Annotated in this window: 8 protein-coding genes; all 8 read right to left on the reverse strand. The window is 43.9% G+C overall.

Annotation, left to right across the window (positions count from 1 at the left end):
* Positions 1 to 18 precede the first annotated feature (18 nt).
* The 8 genes from kdpB to IGI86_RS10665 all read right to left on the reverse strand — a co-directional run bounded on the left by kdpB (position 19) and on the right by IGI86_RS10665 (position 14,945).
* On the reverse strand, positions 19 to 2,049 hold the full coding sequence (gene kdpB / locus IGI86_RS10630; RefSeq protein ID WP_430617264.1) for a potassium-transporting ATPase subunit KdpB: 2,031 nt from the start codon (positions 2,047 to 2,049) through the stop codon (positions 19 to 21).
* Between the two features lie 12 nt (positions 2,050 to 2,061).
* Positions 2,062 to 3,738, reverse strand: a complete 1,677-nt coding sequence (gene kdpA, locus IGI86_RS10635; RefSeq protein WP_086332521.1) for a potassium-transporting ATPase subunit KdpA — start codon at positions 3,736 to 3,738, stop codon at positions 2,062 to 2,064.
* A 268-nt stretch (positions 3,739 to 4,006) separates the two neighbouring features.
* Positions 4,007 to 9,937, reverse strand: coding sequence for a bacterial Ig-like domain-containing protein (locus IGI86_RS10640; protein WP_430617265.1), 5,931 nt, complete (start codon positions 9,935 to 9,937; stop codon positions 4,007 to 4,009).
* A 28-nt stretch (positions 9,938 to 9,965) separates the two neighbouring features.
* Positions 9,966 to 10,694: a LytTR family DNA-binding domain-containing protein gene (locus tag IGI86_RS10645; protein WP_005235024.1), complete on the reverse strand. Its 729-nt coding sequence runs from the start codon at positions 10,692 to 10,694 to the stop codon at positions 9,966 to 9,968.
* 659 nt (positions 10,695 to 11,353) lie between these two features.
* Entirely contained in the window at positions 11,354 to 12,397 is a 1,044-nt protein-coding gene (locus IGI86_RS10650) for a DUF916 and DUF3324 domain-containing protein (RefSeq protein ID WP_005235023.1), read from the reverse strand.
* A 111-nt stretch (positions 12,398 to 12,508) separates the two neighbouring features.
* On the reverse strand, positions 12,509 to 13,156 hold the full coding sequence (locus IGI86_RS10655; protein WP_005235021.1) for a WxL domain-containing protein: 648 nt from the start codon (positions 13,154 to 13,156) through the stop codon (positions 12,509 to 12,511).
* Positions 13,153 to 13,461: a hypothetical protein gene (locus IGI86_RS10660; protein ID WP_016620539.1), complete on the reverse strand. Its 309-nt coding sequence runs from the start codon at positions 13,459 to 13,461 to the stop codon at positions 13,153 to 13,155. Before IGI86_RS10660 ends, IGI86_RS10655 begins: the two co-directional genes overlap by 4 nt.
* Before the next feature lie 14 nt (positions 13,462 to 13,475).
* The gene (locus tag IGI86_RS10665) at positions 13,476 to 14,945 is read right to left on the reverse strand and encodes an adhesive domain-containing protein (protein ID WP_016620540.1); all 1,470 of its coding nucleotides are present in this window, start codon (positions 14,943 to 14,945) and stop codon (positions 13,476 to 13,478) included.
* Positions 14,946 to 14,991 lie beyond the last annotated feature (46 nt).

Raw genomic sequence — 14,991 nt, forward strand, 5'->3', positions numbered from 1 at the left:
GACTCTGATGGATTTCTCTTATAATAGAACCGCTGATAAAAGCAAATCTACTAGCTTGATGCAAATGAATGGTGCGATGATGCCGCCTAGTCCGTAGACGACAAGATTGTGCCGCAACATTTGGCTGGCTGGTTTTTCTTGGTACTTGACCCCTTTTAATGCCAGAGGGATCAAGGCGATGATCACGACTGCATTGTAGATGACTGCGGACAAAATCGCCGTTAAGGGACTACCAAGATTCATGATGTTCAGCGCTGCGAGTTCTGGATAAATCGCATAAAACAGAACAGGGATCACTGCGAAATATTTGGCGATATCATTCGCGATACTAAAGGTCGTCAATGCCCCACGGGTCATCAGCAGCTGTTTACCAATTTGGACTACTTGCAGTAATTTGGTTGGGCTGGAATCAAGGTCGATCATATTGCCCGCTTCTTTGGCTGCTTGCGTACCGGTGTTCATCGCCATTGCCACATCGGCTTGGGCGAGTGCGGGTGCATCGTTGGTTCCATCCCCCGTCATCGCCACCAAATGCCCTTTTTCCTGATATTCGCGAATCAGGTTCATTTTGTTTTCTGGTGTTGCTTCAGCTAAGAAATCATCGACGCCCGCTTCCGCAGCAATAGCAGCTGCCGTCAAAGGGTTGTCTCCGGTGATCATGATCGTCTTGATGCCCATTTTTCGCATGTCGGCAAATTTTTCTTTGACGCCGTTTTTCACGATGTCTTTTAAATAAACGACCCCGAGTACCTGGCCATTTTTCACTACGACCAATGGGGTCCCACCAGCTTTAGCGACTTTTTCTACGATCTCGTCACATGCAGTGGGATAGGTCTGCCCTTTTGCCGTCACGTATTGCTTGATCGTATCAGCAGCTCCTTTACGGATCTCATCACCACGATAGTCGATTCCAGACATCCGGGTTTTGGCACTAAAATCGATCCAATGGACATCGGCTTGCTGAAATACCCGTTCACGAATATTGAAGGCTTCTTTGGCTAAAATTACGATACTGCGTCCTTCTGCCGTTTCATCGGCAAAAGATGCCAACTGCGCTGCATCTGCTAACTCTTTGGCGGTGACCCCCGGTACCGGTAAGAACTCGCTGGCGCGGCGGTTTCCCAGAGTAATGGTTCCTGTTTTATCCAGCAGCAAAACATCCACATCTCCTGCAGCTTCAATCGCGCGTCCACTCATGGCGATGACGTTTTCTTTGGTCAAACGGCTCATTCCAGCGATCCCAATCGAGGAAATCAAGGCGCCGATCGTGGTTGGTGTGAGACAAATCAGTAAAGCGATCACGATCACACTGGAAATCGCCGTTCCCCGACCAGATAACTGACTGCTAAAATCAGTAAAGGGAATCAATGTGATGGAAACAGCCAAGAAGATGATGGTCAGTGTCACTAAGAACAGCTGCAAGCCAATCTCATTGGGTGTTTTTTTCCGCTGTGTCCCTTCCACCATCGCAATCATCTTATCCAAAAAAGAATGACCATTTTCAGCGGTCACTTTAATGACCAAGTAATCGGAAACGACTAAGGTTCCTCCCGTGACTGCACTACGGTCGCCACCAGATTCACGAATGACAGGTGCTGATTCTCCTGTGATGGCACTTTCGTCCACCGAAGCAGCACCTTCCACGACATCCCCATCGGCAGGAATTTGTTCGCCAGAAGGAACATAAACCAAGTCGCCTTTTTTCAAATCGGAGGAACGGACTTCGATAAAAGCCTCTTTGGCGACATCTTCCAAGGACATGACTTTGTAGGTCATGATGTCTTTTTTGGCTTGCTTCAAACTATCCGCTTGTGCTTTGCCGCGCCCTTCTGCTACTGCTTCGGCAAAATTGGCAAACAATATAGTCAACCATAAGAAGACGGTCACACTGATGCTAAACCACAACGGGACCGTTTGTTCTTGAAAACATAAAATCGTTGTCAAGATCGCCCCTAGGTAAACCACAAACATCACGGGGTTTTTGATTTGTTGGCGAGGGTCCAATTTCTTAAAGGATTCGCCGATCGCCCATTGATAGATTTTTTTCATTTTTTCTCTCTCCTATTTCGTTGTAAAAAAGTCTGCGATTGGTCCTAAAGCCATCGCTGGTAAAAAGCTCAGTGCACCGATCACGATGATCACAATGATTAGCATCGTGACAAAGACTGGACTCGTGGTTGACAAGGTTCCTTCATTACGAACGGTTTTCTTTTTGGCACCCATGTTTTCTGCCAGATACAAGATGGCTGCGATGGGAACGAAACGTGAAACGAACATCAAGATACTACCCAAACTATTCAGGAAAACAGTATCTGCGGTCAAGCCGCCAAAGGCACTCCCGTTGTTGTTGCTGAAGGAAGTTGCTGCATACAACAGTTCGCTAAAGCCATGGGCGCCTTGGTTGGTTAGCCAGCTCATGATGTCAGGATGCAAGGTCATCAACATAGCCCCGAAAAGCGTCAGTAGCAATGGCGTCAAAATAACGATACTCGTCATTTTAATGTCAAAGGCTTCGATTTTTTTGCCGATATATTCTGGTGTTCGTCCCACGAGTAAACCAGCGATAAAGACCGTCAATAATAGAAAAGCGATCATGCCATAAAGTCCGCTACCGACACCGCCAAAGATGATTTCCCCCAGCTGCATCAAGAACATTGGGATCGCACCCCCGAGTGGTGTGAAACTATCCAGCATGGCATTGACTGATCCACTGGAAGCGGCGGTGGTACTCACTGCCCAGAGACTCGACCAACCGATACCGAAACGTACTTCTTTGCCTTCTAGGTTGGCATTCCCAAGCACTTGACTGAATTGCGGCCCATAAGCTTCACTGATCACTACGCCAATAAAGGCCAGGATCAAAAAGACGGTTGCGGTGATCAAGATCGTACGTCCTTGTTTCCACTCTTTGATCCAAAAGCCAAAGGCAAAAATCACAGCAGCTGGCAGCAACAAGATCGCTAAGTTTTCTAAAAAATTACTGAACATCGTTGGGTTTTCAAATGGATGGGCGGCGTTGGCGCCAAAAAAACCGCCGCCGTTGGTCCCTAATTGCTTGATGGCGATTTGACTCGCTACCGGCCCGAGCGCCATCCAAAAGGATTTCCCTTCAAATCCATTGACTTCCACGCCGCTGCTCAACGTTTGAACGACGCCTTGAGACAGGAGCAAGATCGCTAAAATCAATGAGAGTGGTAAAAGGATATAGAGCAAGGAACGGGTGATGTCTTGCCAAAAATTTCCTACCGTTCGTTTTTGTTTTTGCTGCAGCCCACGAATCAAGGCACAAAGTACGGCTAGTCCTACTGCCGCAGATAAGAAATTTTGCACCGTTAATCCTAATGCTTGGGAAAGATTGGTCAGTGCTTCTTCCCCAGCGTAAGCTTGCCAGTTCGTGTTCGTTACAAAACTGACGGCTGTGTTCAATGCTAAGTCAAAGGACAAATTCTCAACGGCCGCCCCTTGCGGTAACCAGTGCTGGACCATCAATAATCCGGTCAATCCGATGATGGAAAAGACGCTGACGGCCAAGACGGAAAATAGATAGGTTTTGGCGGTCATTTCTTTTTTGCTGACCGAACCAATCACTCGATAGGTCAACCGTTCAATGGGTTGAATAAAGCGGACAAACCGCGGTGTTTTTCCTTGCATGATTTCTTTGATATACCAGCCCAAAGGAACCGCTGCTGCTAGTAAGATCAGTAAAAATAAAAAGCCTTGCACAAAATAGCTACTCATCGTTCTCCCCCCTCAAACAAGTACCAAAAGAGATAGATCATTACGATCACTCCGATTATTCCTAAAACAAGATTCATATTCTTCACTCCTTCATGACGTAAGCATACGCAAAAAGAAATAAAAATAGTGTAAATCTTCTGCTAGCATCTTTATATCTTCTTTATACGGCTGCTTATCGGACAAGAAAACCGCAATACAGCAGGTTTTTAAAAAAAAAACAAAAACAGCGGATATCCTTCACGATATCCGCTGCTAGAGTCATTGAGACTTATTTCGTTTTTCTGCTTTTGTTCGTGTGTTTCTTACGAAAGAAGACGATCCCCGCTAGTGCCACAAGGCTCGCTCCTACAATGGAATAGCCTTGAGTGATGGCTGTACCAGTCTTTGGTAACACCCGTTTGTCCTTTGCGGTCGCTTTGCTTTGTTTACCAGGCTGTCCTGCATCCGTTGGTTTTTCTTGCCCTTTATTAGAATCATCTTTCTCTGGCTGCTTATCATTTTCCTCTGGTTCTTCTGCTTTTTCAATGACTTTGATCGTCGCTGTGGCGGTGACTGCTTCTTGTGAGTCAGTACCAAATAAGCGTGCGAAAAAGTTAGGGGTTGCTGCTTCATCGGTTACGATTGAATAGGTGACTTGATAGGTTCCGGTTTTTTTGGTATCAACCGAACCGTCCACCAACAGTTGCTCCAACGTAAGTGTCTTACCATCACGATCTGTAGCGGAGACAAAATTGTCGGCAGCTGTCCAGTTGTCACCAACATAAATCATGCTATCTTTCACAGTCACAGAGGTCTGGTCTGCCAACACGGTAATTGTGGCAGTGGCTTCGGCTTTGCCATTGCGATAGATGACTTGGTATTTTCCAGGCACATCAGTATTGACTGTACCGCTAATCAATACTTGATCATAATCGACTGCTTGTCCGCTTTTATCTGTTGCCGAGACAAAATTATCGACGGCTTGCCACTTCTCTCCTTCATAGATTGTACTATCTTTTGCTACGACCGTTTCTTCGTGAGCAACCACAGTGATTGTCGCTATGTCGCTGACTTTTCCATTCGTATAAGTGACTTCGTATGTGCCTTCTTGATTGGTATCGACGGTACCAGTAACCATTACTCCTGATAGTTCAACCGTTACTCCCGTTTTGTCTGTGGCTGAGACAAAGTTGTCGGCAGCTTGCCAGTCATCGCCGACATACAGGGTACTGTCTTTGGCTTTGACACTCGTTTGATCTGCCAACACGGTAATCGTGGCAGTCGCTTCGGCTTTGCCGTTGCGATAAATCACTTCATATTTCCCTGGTGTGGCGCTATCGACTGTACCTACTGTTGTGATATCTGCAAGTTTTAGCTCATTACCGTCCTTGTCTTTGGCTGACACGAAGTTGTCGGCAGCTTGCCAGTTATCATCCACATAAATCGTACTGTCCTTAGCGACTACGGTTTCTTGGTTCGCAACGACTGTAATCGTCGCCGTTGCTTTGACATGACCATTTTGGTAAACCACTGGGTACTCGCCTGCTTTGGAGGTATCGACTGAGCCACTAACGGTTACTCCTGAAAATGGTAGGTTTGCTCCCGTTTTGTCTGTGGCTGAGACAAAGTTGTCGGCAGCTTGCCAGTCATCGCCGACGTATAGGGTACTGCCTTTGGCTTTGACACTCGTTTGATCAGCTAACACGGTGATCGTGGCAGTCGCTTCGGCTTTGCCATTGCGATAAACCACTTCATATCTGCCTGCTTTAGAGGTGTCAACTGTGCCATCAACGGTTACTTCTGTTAGCGGCAATGCCTTGCCGTCTTTGTCTGTTGCGGAAAGAAAATTATCCGCGGCTTCCCATGAGTCACCTACATACAACGTACTATCTTTAGCTGCCACCGTTTCTTGGTTCGCAACAACCGTGATCGTAGCAATAGCTTCTGTTTTACCATTGCTATAAGTAACTTTGTACTGACCTTCTTTGCTCGTATCAACTAATCCACTAACGGTCACTGCTGAAAATGGTAGGTTTGCTCCTGCTTTATCCGTTGCCGAAACAAAGTTGTCGGCGGCTTCCCAGTCATCACCGACATATAAAGTACTGTCTTTAGCTTGAACGCTCGTTTGATCCGCTAACACGGTAATCGTGGCAGTTGCTTCGGCTTTGCCATTGCGATAGATTACTTGGTATTCTCCTGGTACTTTCGTATCCACGTCACCACTGGTGGTGACTTCTGCCAAGCTTAACGGTTGTCCCTTCTTATCCGTTGCTGAAACAAAATTATCCGCAAGCTCCCACGCATCTCCAACATAAAGTGTACTATCCTTGGCAACGACTGTTTCTTGATTGGCAACCACGGTGATCGTGGCGACTGCTTTTTGATTGCCATTTTGATAAACCACTAAATATTGGCCTTCTTTGGAAGTATCCACGGCTCCACTAACTGTCACATTTGAAAATGGAACGTTCGCTCCTGTTTTGTCCGTTGCCGAAACAAAGTTATCAACCGCAAGCCAGTCGTCCCCGATGTATAAGGTGCTGTCTTTGGCTTTAACCGAAGTTTGGTCTGCTAAGACCGTGATCGTAGCTGTTGCTTCGGCTTTGCCGTTACGATAGATTACTTGGTATTCTCCAGGTGTATCCGTGTCAACTTCACCGGTGATGGTCACTTCTGTGATTGCCACTGTGTTACCGTCTTTATCCGTTGCCGCTAGAAAATTATCAGCTGCTGTCCATGCATCGCCCACATATAACGTGCTGTCTTTGGCTGCCACCGTTTCTTGGTTGGCCACCACAGTGATCGTCGCTGTCTCGCTCACGTTGCCATTCATGTATTTGACTTCATAAGTGCCGACTTTAGATGTGTCGACCTCACCGTTGACGGTAATTTCCGAGAAGGTCAACGCATTGCCATGCTTGTCTGTCGCTGAAACAAAGTTGTCTTCAGCATGCCACTCGTCTCCCACATAGATTGTACTATCTTTCGTGACGATCGTTGATAAATCTTCTTCTGGCGTGATGCCTACTGAGAACTGGTTGCCTGTCCGATTCACTTGGATTTCTTTACCAAGCTGAAGCTCCTGGGGCACAACGTAGCCTTCTGGGACGTAGGAAACATAAAGCGTATAGGTCCCCGTATAAATATCAGCTAATTGATACTCTCCCTTCTCATCCGTTACGACAGAAATAACATCTCCAGTCAACTGATTCCAAAGCATCAATGTAACCCCTGCAATTTTTTGAGTTGGTTCTTCGGTATTATAAACATCAAGTGACGCATTAGTTTTGTAAATGATCCCGTTTGAATCACCTGCCGAAAATTGCAGGTTAGTCACCGTCGAAGTAGCCGTCCGTTTGGCTTCCGACAAGGTATCGATCGTATCAGAAACGATCGTTGCTGAAGCTGAGATTTGGCCGGCGTTTTGTGAAAGTACGTTGTAACTGATTTCGATATTTTTCGTTAAAACATAGTTTGAAAAGACAAGCTGTACGTCTCCGTCAACTTCTTTGACCTCGTAGCTGTCATCTGGCACATTCGAAACATTGATTGATCCTAGATCGATTTCACCATTGGTATTTCCCAATGATTTAAGGAGGATCGTTGGATTTGCTACCTTTTTCGAGCCATCATCGATATTTTTTGTTGTGACCTTGACCTGCGTCATGTTTTTTGTATTATTCACGGTATTTTGAGTAATCCCAATAATATCCGTCGCTGTATTGGAAACGGAAACGGTAGTTGAGCCTTGCTGATTATTTGATAGCGGCTCTTTTGCATAACCAGGTATAGAAATCGTACTCATTTCCTGCCAACCATTGGCGTATTGATAGGAAATAATGTAGCGTCGATTCGTCGTCCCAAAGTCAAAGGTGTAATAGTTGGTTGCCTCATCATGGGTGATCGTCGGATAATTCGGATCGCTTTCTTTCATGGCTTGATTATCATAATAGCCACGATCCCAATACTGTGGATAAATGCCATTGACTTGATCATTGGAAACATCGATGATCGAAAACACAACATCCGTATTTTTCGGAACATGGGTCTCAACAGTCAAGTCACTGATGGTATCTTGACGAGCGTTGACTAAAAATTGGTTTTTACTACTTTGAAGCGTACGTTCAGAATACAGTTTTCTTCCGGTATAGACGGAGGTATGAACCGTGTCAAGTCCTGTCGCGGAAATCGTGATTGGAATTGTATCGTTAGGAATTGATTTTGTCGGTGCTAAACTGTCTGGCACATAATTGAAGCCAATATCAAATTGAACAGAATAGGTAATGGGCGACGTAAAGGTGACCATCGTTCCGCCTGCTACTTCTTCAATCGTATAATCAGTTCCTAAAGTATAATAGAAGCCGACTTTTGGTACCTTTCTTAAAGAAAGATACTCGGGATGTTCAATAAACATTTGTAAATTTTCGATCGGTTGTGAGGTGCTGCCTTCGATATTGACTGAAGTGTCACTGGCATAGGCACCATTTTGATCATAATTTCCCCAAGCAGTTTCAGCGTTATTGGGATTAAGAACACTGATTGGTTCGACGTAGTTGTCTTCAACGATTTTGAATTCTTTATTAGCAATTAACGGTGTCGAGACATTGAGGATGATATCTTTCTGATCAAAGGGTACGGTTATGTTCGTGGAACCAAGAGTGAGATTGCTGTCTTTTGTGGCCGTCACAATCAGTTTGTCCCCATTATTTTCGACAGAAAAATAATCCGTAAAAGTCACATTTTGATAGAAGGCGTCTCTTGCTGTTAACTGTTTCGCCGTGATCGGCTGTCCGTTTTGACTCGAAAGAATGATTTGTTGACCTGCTTTCATCTCCGTCGGCATTTGATGAATTGATACATAGTAGTTTCCTTTAGAGAGGCCATTCATAAAACTGGCAGAAGCAACCCCCATATAATACCTAGAATCGACTTCTTTTTCATCTTTACTGGTTGCTGCGGTAAAGGAAAACCCTCTGTTTTGGGCAGTTGTTTGTTTTAGCTGTACCGAACCAAATCCGGTCGTTGGATACCCTTTTGAAAAAGAAGGCGTATAATCCGTCAGCTCGGTCAAACTCATGGTGAATTGATAAGAAACCCCATAAGCCTTTTGTTTGTCCATCTGTTTGATTTCAACAGCAGTATTGTAAAGACTATTTGAGGTGATCGTATAGCCTATCCCTTCGACTAATGCTGTCTGTGTTTCTGGCTTGATCTTTCCTTTGATATCCACTTCATAGCTGAAGACTTTTAACGGTTGGGTCTCAATCTTTTTGAAGGACGCACCCGGCGTATCAACCAAATGCAGTGAAAGAGTTTCCGTTCCAGATAATGTCCGATCAGTATTGTAGTAAACCATTCCTTGCATCCCAAAGACATTTTTTTCTGACACATATTGAATCGGGTCAACTTCTTCATACAAATCAATGGCGTAGCTTGTCTGGTTTTGATCGCCCATCTCAATGGTTAGCTGAGGCTTGTCTTCTGAATAAAGATAACTGGTCAACTCGATCGAAAACGATGCATCATGAATGGATTGGTTAAAGGTGATCGTTAATTGATGGGCGGCGCTATCTACTGCCCACGAAGCATTGATTGCTTCATTTGTACCTTGCATATCACTAAAACCAAGGCCTTCCGGCAGGTCAAAAACAGCAGTGGTGCCGGCTAAGTAGTCTTCGTCATTGATTTCAAAGTCTAATTTCAGTTTCACCGGACTATTGTTTAAAATCCGCGTTTCTTCCGTTTGACTGAACTCCTCACCAGCAATCGTCAGTAATGTGCCTTTTTCTAAAAGCTCTTGTCCATTGATGCGGGTGCTGACACGGGAACTCTTTTCGGCTCCTTTTGCCTCTTTCGATTCAGTTTCTGAAGAACTTGTTTGCGTCGAATCTGTAGTATCTGCTGTATGCGTTGATGAAGTTATAGCAGGCGTTTCACTTTGACTCGTTGTTGCTGCATCCGTCTTGGAGGTTGCTTCGCCGCTTTCTTCTGAAGAACGATCCGTTTGAGTAGTCTCAGTTGTTTGCGCGTCGCTTGTGTTTGTTTCATTGGCAACGCCGCTGGTTGATTCCAGCAGATGATTTGAGTTATCTAAAGTACGAATGGTCTGTTCCTGTTCCGTGGTTTCCGCAAGCGCCATGACCGGAGTGATCACTTGGGACAGACCTAAAGCGGTAACAACAATGCCATGACGAATTCGTTTATTTCTCTTTTTCATTTTTTTCCTCCATTAAATATATGTAGTTTTAACTGATTGCTTTACGGATTTTTTTTCCAACTTCTAATTCTTCCCCATTAAAAAAGCAAAGAACATTGTTTGTTCGATCAATCATTTTGATTTGTCGCGCATTAATAATGTACGATTTGAATACTTTATAATACTCAGGCAAATCTAGCTGTTTGATGACCTTTAACGAAGTTTCAATGCACTCAACTGATTTCTTTTGATGGAATACGATTCGGTTTCGCTCACCTTTGATCGTTGTTATGTAGTTGATTGCTTCTGCATCAACGATCATCAACTCTCGTTTACTAACAATTTTTAATAAGTGTTTTTTTCCCAGCAATGATCGTTTCACTTCAATTGCTTCTGTTAACAAATTTCTTAACTGCATTGCCACATCCTTTTCTTCTGTATCGATGATTCCTAAAGGACAGATAAGATTCAGTTTCTTGATTTCGATTTTGGACGCATAGGCACCATAAAAAGCAATTTGACACTTTTTGCACTGCTCCCTCAATCGCCCTGCTAATTGAAAACTTCGATCAAAGCCCATCATTTCAATGGAAAATAAAAATAAATCGTTCACATCTGTTAGATACCCTTCAAGAAAAGAATCTAGTTCTTCCGGTGAAATGATCTCCACCATAGAATAAGGAACATGACTTTCAGTGATCATTTTTTTCATCAAATTTCCATTAAAAAAGTTGTCATCTACTATATAAACAGCGAAATTGCTCAAATTTGCAGACATCTTAATTCTCCTTTTCACATCATTTCTAATTGTATTCTTAATTAAAAATGCCTGCTTGCACTTTCAAACGAATTAGCGAAACGTTTATGCAAAAAAGGTAGTTTAAATTAAAAACAAAGTAAGAAAAGACTTTATAATTGGTCTAAACCTATTATAGTAAAGGAGTTCCCGTCGTACTGCTTTCTTAACACATTTATAAGACAGAAAGCGCAAACAACAATAAAAACTTATGTTTTTTTAAGTAGTTTAACTAATTAACAATTCCAAAACTTACCGACTACTGCCCAACCTTTCTAATGATTTTCAAAAAAAAAAACCTTCGTTCAAATTAAATATTAATCGTTATTTATTCTTCGTTTTTTCGCAAAAAAAAGCTACCCTTCTCTTTGGGCAGTCCGGTTAAGGGTAATCAACTGTTTCCTCTGAAGATTTTCCATCAAAATAAAAGAGATCGTTCGCTGCTGCAAGATGCAATCAAAAAAAATTTTCTACTTAATTTACCATATCGAATCTTCATGGACACGACAAAAAACCATTTATTTCGAACAATAAATGGCCTGTTTGCTGCTTTTATTATGCTTTTGATTTACATGCATCCCGTGAATTTTGATTGTTTTCTTTTTTTCCTTCTATATTAATAAGGAATTTCTTACAAGTGCTCATGGGGTTTTATCATCTGTTTTTTTTAATGCTCGTTTTAGTTTTCGATTATGCCAAATCAGATAAGCGATGATCAAACATAAAACACCACCAATCGATAGATAGAGAAGGATCGGCGAAGCGGTTTCTTCAATACTGACATCTTGCTCGTTTCTTTCTTGCGCTTCTTGCCTTGCAACTTGGAAGGTCGGCTCTCCCTGCCATTCTTGATCGGCTGCTTTAAGGGTCGCTTTTATTTCATACTCTCCTGATAGCAGTTCCTTTCCATCCAGCGGAAGTGCGTAATTCATTAATGCATTGGGCGCTAATTGGATTTCTTTTTCCCCTTTGATGGCTGTTGCTTTTCCTTCATGGAACACTTCATAAGCAAGCGTGGCTTTACTGAGATAATCGGCTGCTGCATTTTCCACCGCTACGATGATGACATTGCGGCGGTTGATCTCTTCCAAATGGGCTTCTTCAATTCGGACCGCTGGCGGGATGTCTGACTCTTTATTTCGGAGCAATACCGCCACTTCTCTTGCTAATAGGTTTTGAACATTCCCTTGAAATTCTTCACTGCCGGTTTGCTGTACGTATAGTCCCCCTGCCAAAATCCCATCAAATGATTTAGATGGCATCCGGACTGTCAAGGTGATTTCTTTTTGTTCATTAGGGGCTAATGAAAGTGTTTCATCACTCAAAGTAACGAGTTCTTCGATCGCGTACGGAGCAGAAGGCGTTGCTTCCTCATTTGCCCCAGAGTACTCAACGACGCCAGTCATGTTCGTGACCGCTCGATTAAACGATAGCTGTAGATTGATTGGTTGCTCGCTTTTATTGGAAACCATGACTGCTAGCTTTTCTTCTGCCTTGGGCTCCAGCAACAAATCATAGTACATCAACTCTTTGTCCCGCTGTGACTCCGGCAATTTGATTTGAACATCGAAGGTATCAAGTGAATCTGCTGCCCCCGTACTACTAGTACCAATGAAAAATAAGACCGTTAGAATACTTACTACCCAATACTGAAATCCTTTGCCTCGAAGTTTGTTCTGATGCATCCTGTCAGATCCTTTCTACACAAAATAGGAAAGAAAAATCAGCTAGCATAAAAAGCAGCCGCTTAGGCAAGCTGCTTTTTTTCTGCTAACTGTTAAGCAATGACTACTAACCTATGGGGTCGTCGGAGCACTGCTGATCGTCCAAACGAGGGTCGTTTGATAGGTTGCCGATTGTTTTTCCGTATTGGCTGGGATCGAAAGGGTAAATTGTTCTAGAGGCATCGACGTTTCACCGATCCCTTCACCAGCATTGGCGGTCAAGAAAGCATATTCATTGTTGATCGCCGCAAAATCAAGCTCGCCATTGGCAATATCACTGGTTCCGGTTGGCGGCGAACTTAAGTTGTTGGTCAATGTACCCGTATCTACCGTTAATACCGCACCGTCCAACGTACTGTCTCCTGCCGTAAATTGGGTTGCTTGCCGTACTTTAATTGCCCAAGAAGAGTTCGCCTGTCCTCGGTTATCACTGACTGCAACTGCCCCTCTTTGCAGCGTGGACCCATCGCCAGGTAGTCCAGTCCCATCCGTAGTAGCCACCCACGTTTCGGCATTTTCTGTTTGGATCTCATGGGCACCAAAATCTAAATTCGTTGGTAGCTGCGTATTGGGATCACTCCCGCCTTTATCCGGGTCAAACACGATGCCACCAGAGGTATATTCTACGACACCGGTCGTATCGTCCGCTTGCACCGTGGTCACAATACTAAGGGCGGTCAATACCCCCAATGCGCCTATTACCGATTTCTTTGAAATCATTTTGCCATCCTCCTTTTTTTGATGCAAATGATCAATGTCAGACTAATGAAGAATCCACCTATTAAGGGCAGCCAAAAGTGATTGGTTTCAGCAAGCTGCGGCAGTGGTTCTTCTACGTTAGTGACCGTTTCTTGACTGGGCGGTGGTTCAATTTCTTCATCAATTGAATCACTGCTAGCTGTTTCCGTTGGTCCTTCATAAAACTCAATGTTGCCGGTCGTCGTATTGGCTACTGCTGATGGAACGAAACTGCAGAAACTGCCGATCATCAAAATCAGAAGCAGCACAAGGGAATTCTTTTTCATTCTGCTCTTCCTTTTCAAGGTGTATCGGAAACGGTCCACACGACTGTGGCGCGATACTGACCTTGAAATTTAGGTGTTTTCTCAGGTACAAATAAATTGAACTGGGAAAAATTAACGGTCAGTCCACCAGTCGATGCCGCATTTTCCAACGCCACCACATTTTTTTCGACATTTTGCTGCAGGGCAATCGTTGCATTATCAGGTAAAACCACTCGACCATCCGTAAAGGTTGAATTGACAGTGCCAAGCTGAACCCTTAATTCGGCGGCTGGCAATGTGCGTGTACCATTGACCCAATTGGTGGATTGTCTGACCTTTACTTGCCATTTTTTCTGCCGATTGCGGGTATCATTGATCCGTAAAATCCCAGTTGTAGCAGCTGCGCTTTGATCGCCGTTGGCGGTTGCCCGCCACGTCTCACTCTTTTTCGTTTGAATGGCATGTCGGCCAAAATTCAGCTGAGTCGGTAGATTCGCCCGATCCATCGTCAATGCTTCGACCATGAAATAAATCATGGTTTGGCGACTGCTGATATTTAGCGCACTAAAGTTCAAGAGATTGATGTCCGTCGGCTTTGCTTTCAAAACAGAAGCGGAAAAATTAGCGGTCCAATTTGCAGTCAACTGACCCGGACCTGAAAGTAACGTCGGAATTTGAACATCCGTTGCTCCTAAAACAGCTGCATCCGCCAGCTGTTCTTGGACAGTTGTCAAATCATTCAACGCTGAGTTCACGGTGCTAAGCAGAGTATTGAGCAACCCTTGCAGCAATGCGCGCACGACGCCGCCAATATCGATGCCGATCACTCGGATCTGGGTATTTTGAATCGCGGTACTTAAATTCCGTAGAATTTGCGGGACATTGGTTCCTAAGACGACACCAAGGTTCGAACTCATATTGGCATATAAAGCTTCTTTCTGGGTCGTAAACTGCAACGGACTGGTAAATTCAACATTCCCAATATTTCCGACAGTCTTTAGTAAAGAAATCTGCTGATTGATCGCTGTCAAATCGATTTGAACAATCCCAAGGTTGAGATTTAGTGAACTGGTCAAGGAATCAAGCGCTGTTAAGATCGCATTCAAAAGTGGGACATTGGCAATATTGACTGTGGTCGACGTCTTGATCGATGCGGATCCATTGGCACTAATGCTAGTTCTCAATTCTGCTGGGATCGCTAATAAAGCAAATTTATCTTCCCCACTGACATTGACAGAAGCGTTCAACCCGCCGTTGCCTTTAATAGAAAAAGTCACTGGTCGATTTGTCACGCTGCCTGGCCATGGAACGCTTACTGAGGTGCCACTTGTATTGGCACTCGTTAAATTGCTTAAAATCTCCACATCTAAAACATTCACTGCTGCTTCGGCTTTTATTGTCGTTGTTAAAAGATACAAATTGACGAAACTGATGCTGGTCAAAAAGAGAATTAATTGGCCGATCGTCCATTTGTAAAGACGTTTTTCCCTCCTTCTGCTTTTCATACCATTTCTAACCCTTTCTTTACGAAACGATGATCATTGCTTCAAA

It is taken from the genome of Enterococcus sp. AZ188, assembly GCF_050544075.1.
Lineage (GTDB): Bacteria > Bacillota > Bacilli > Lactobacillales > Enterococcaceae > Enterococcus_D > Enterococcus_D entomosocium.

Bases quoted from the DNA above. Each gene is read 5' to 3' on its own strand.
- kdpB (WP_430617264.1), bottom strand. From the start codon at position 2,049: ATGAAAAAAATCTATCAATGGGCGATCGGCGAATCCTTTAAGAAATTG.
- kdpA (WP_086332521.1), bottom strand. From the start codon at position 3,738: ATGAGTAGCTATTTTGTGCAAGGCTTTTTATTTTTACTGATCTTACTA.
- IGI86_RS10640 (WP_430617265.1), bottom strand. From the start codon at position 9,937: ATGAAAAAGAGAAATAAACGAATTCGTCATGGCATTGTTGTTACCGCT.
- IGI86_RS10645 (WP_005235024.1), bottom strand. From the start codon at position 10,694: ATGTCTGCAAATTTGAGCAATTTCGCTGTTTATATAGTAGATGACAAC.
- IGI86_RS10650 (WP_005235023.1), bottom strand. From the start codon at position 12,397: ATGCATCAGAACAAACTTCGAGGCAAAGGATTTCAGTATTGGGTAGTA.
- IGI86_RS10655 (WP_005235021.1), bottom strand. From the start codon at position 13,156: ATGATTTCAAAGAAATCGGTAATAGGCGCATTGGGGGTATTGACCGCC.
- IGI86_RS10660 (WP_016620539.1), bottom strand. From the start codon at position 13,461: ATGAAAAAGAATTCCCTTGTGCTGCTTCTGATTTTGATGATCGGCAGT.
- IGI86_RS10665 (WP_016620540.1), bottom strand. From the start codon at position 14,945: ATGAAAAGCAGAAGGAGGGAAAAACGTCTTTACAAATGGACGATCGGC.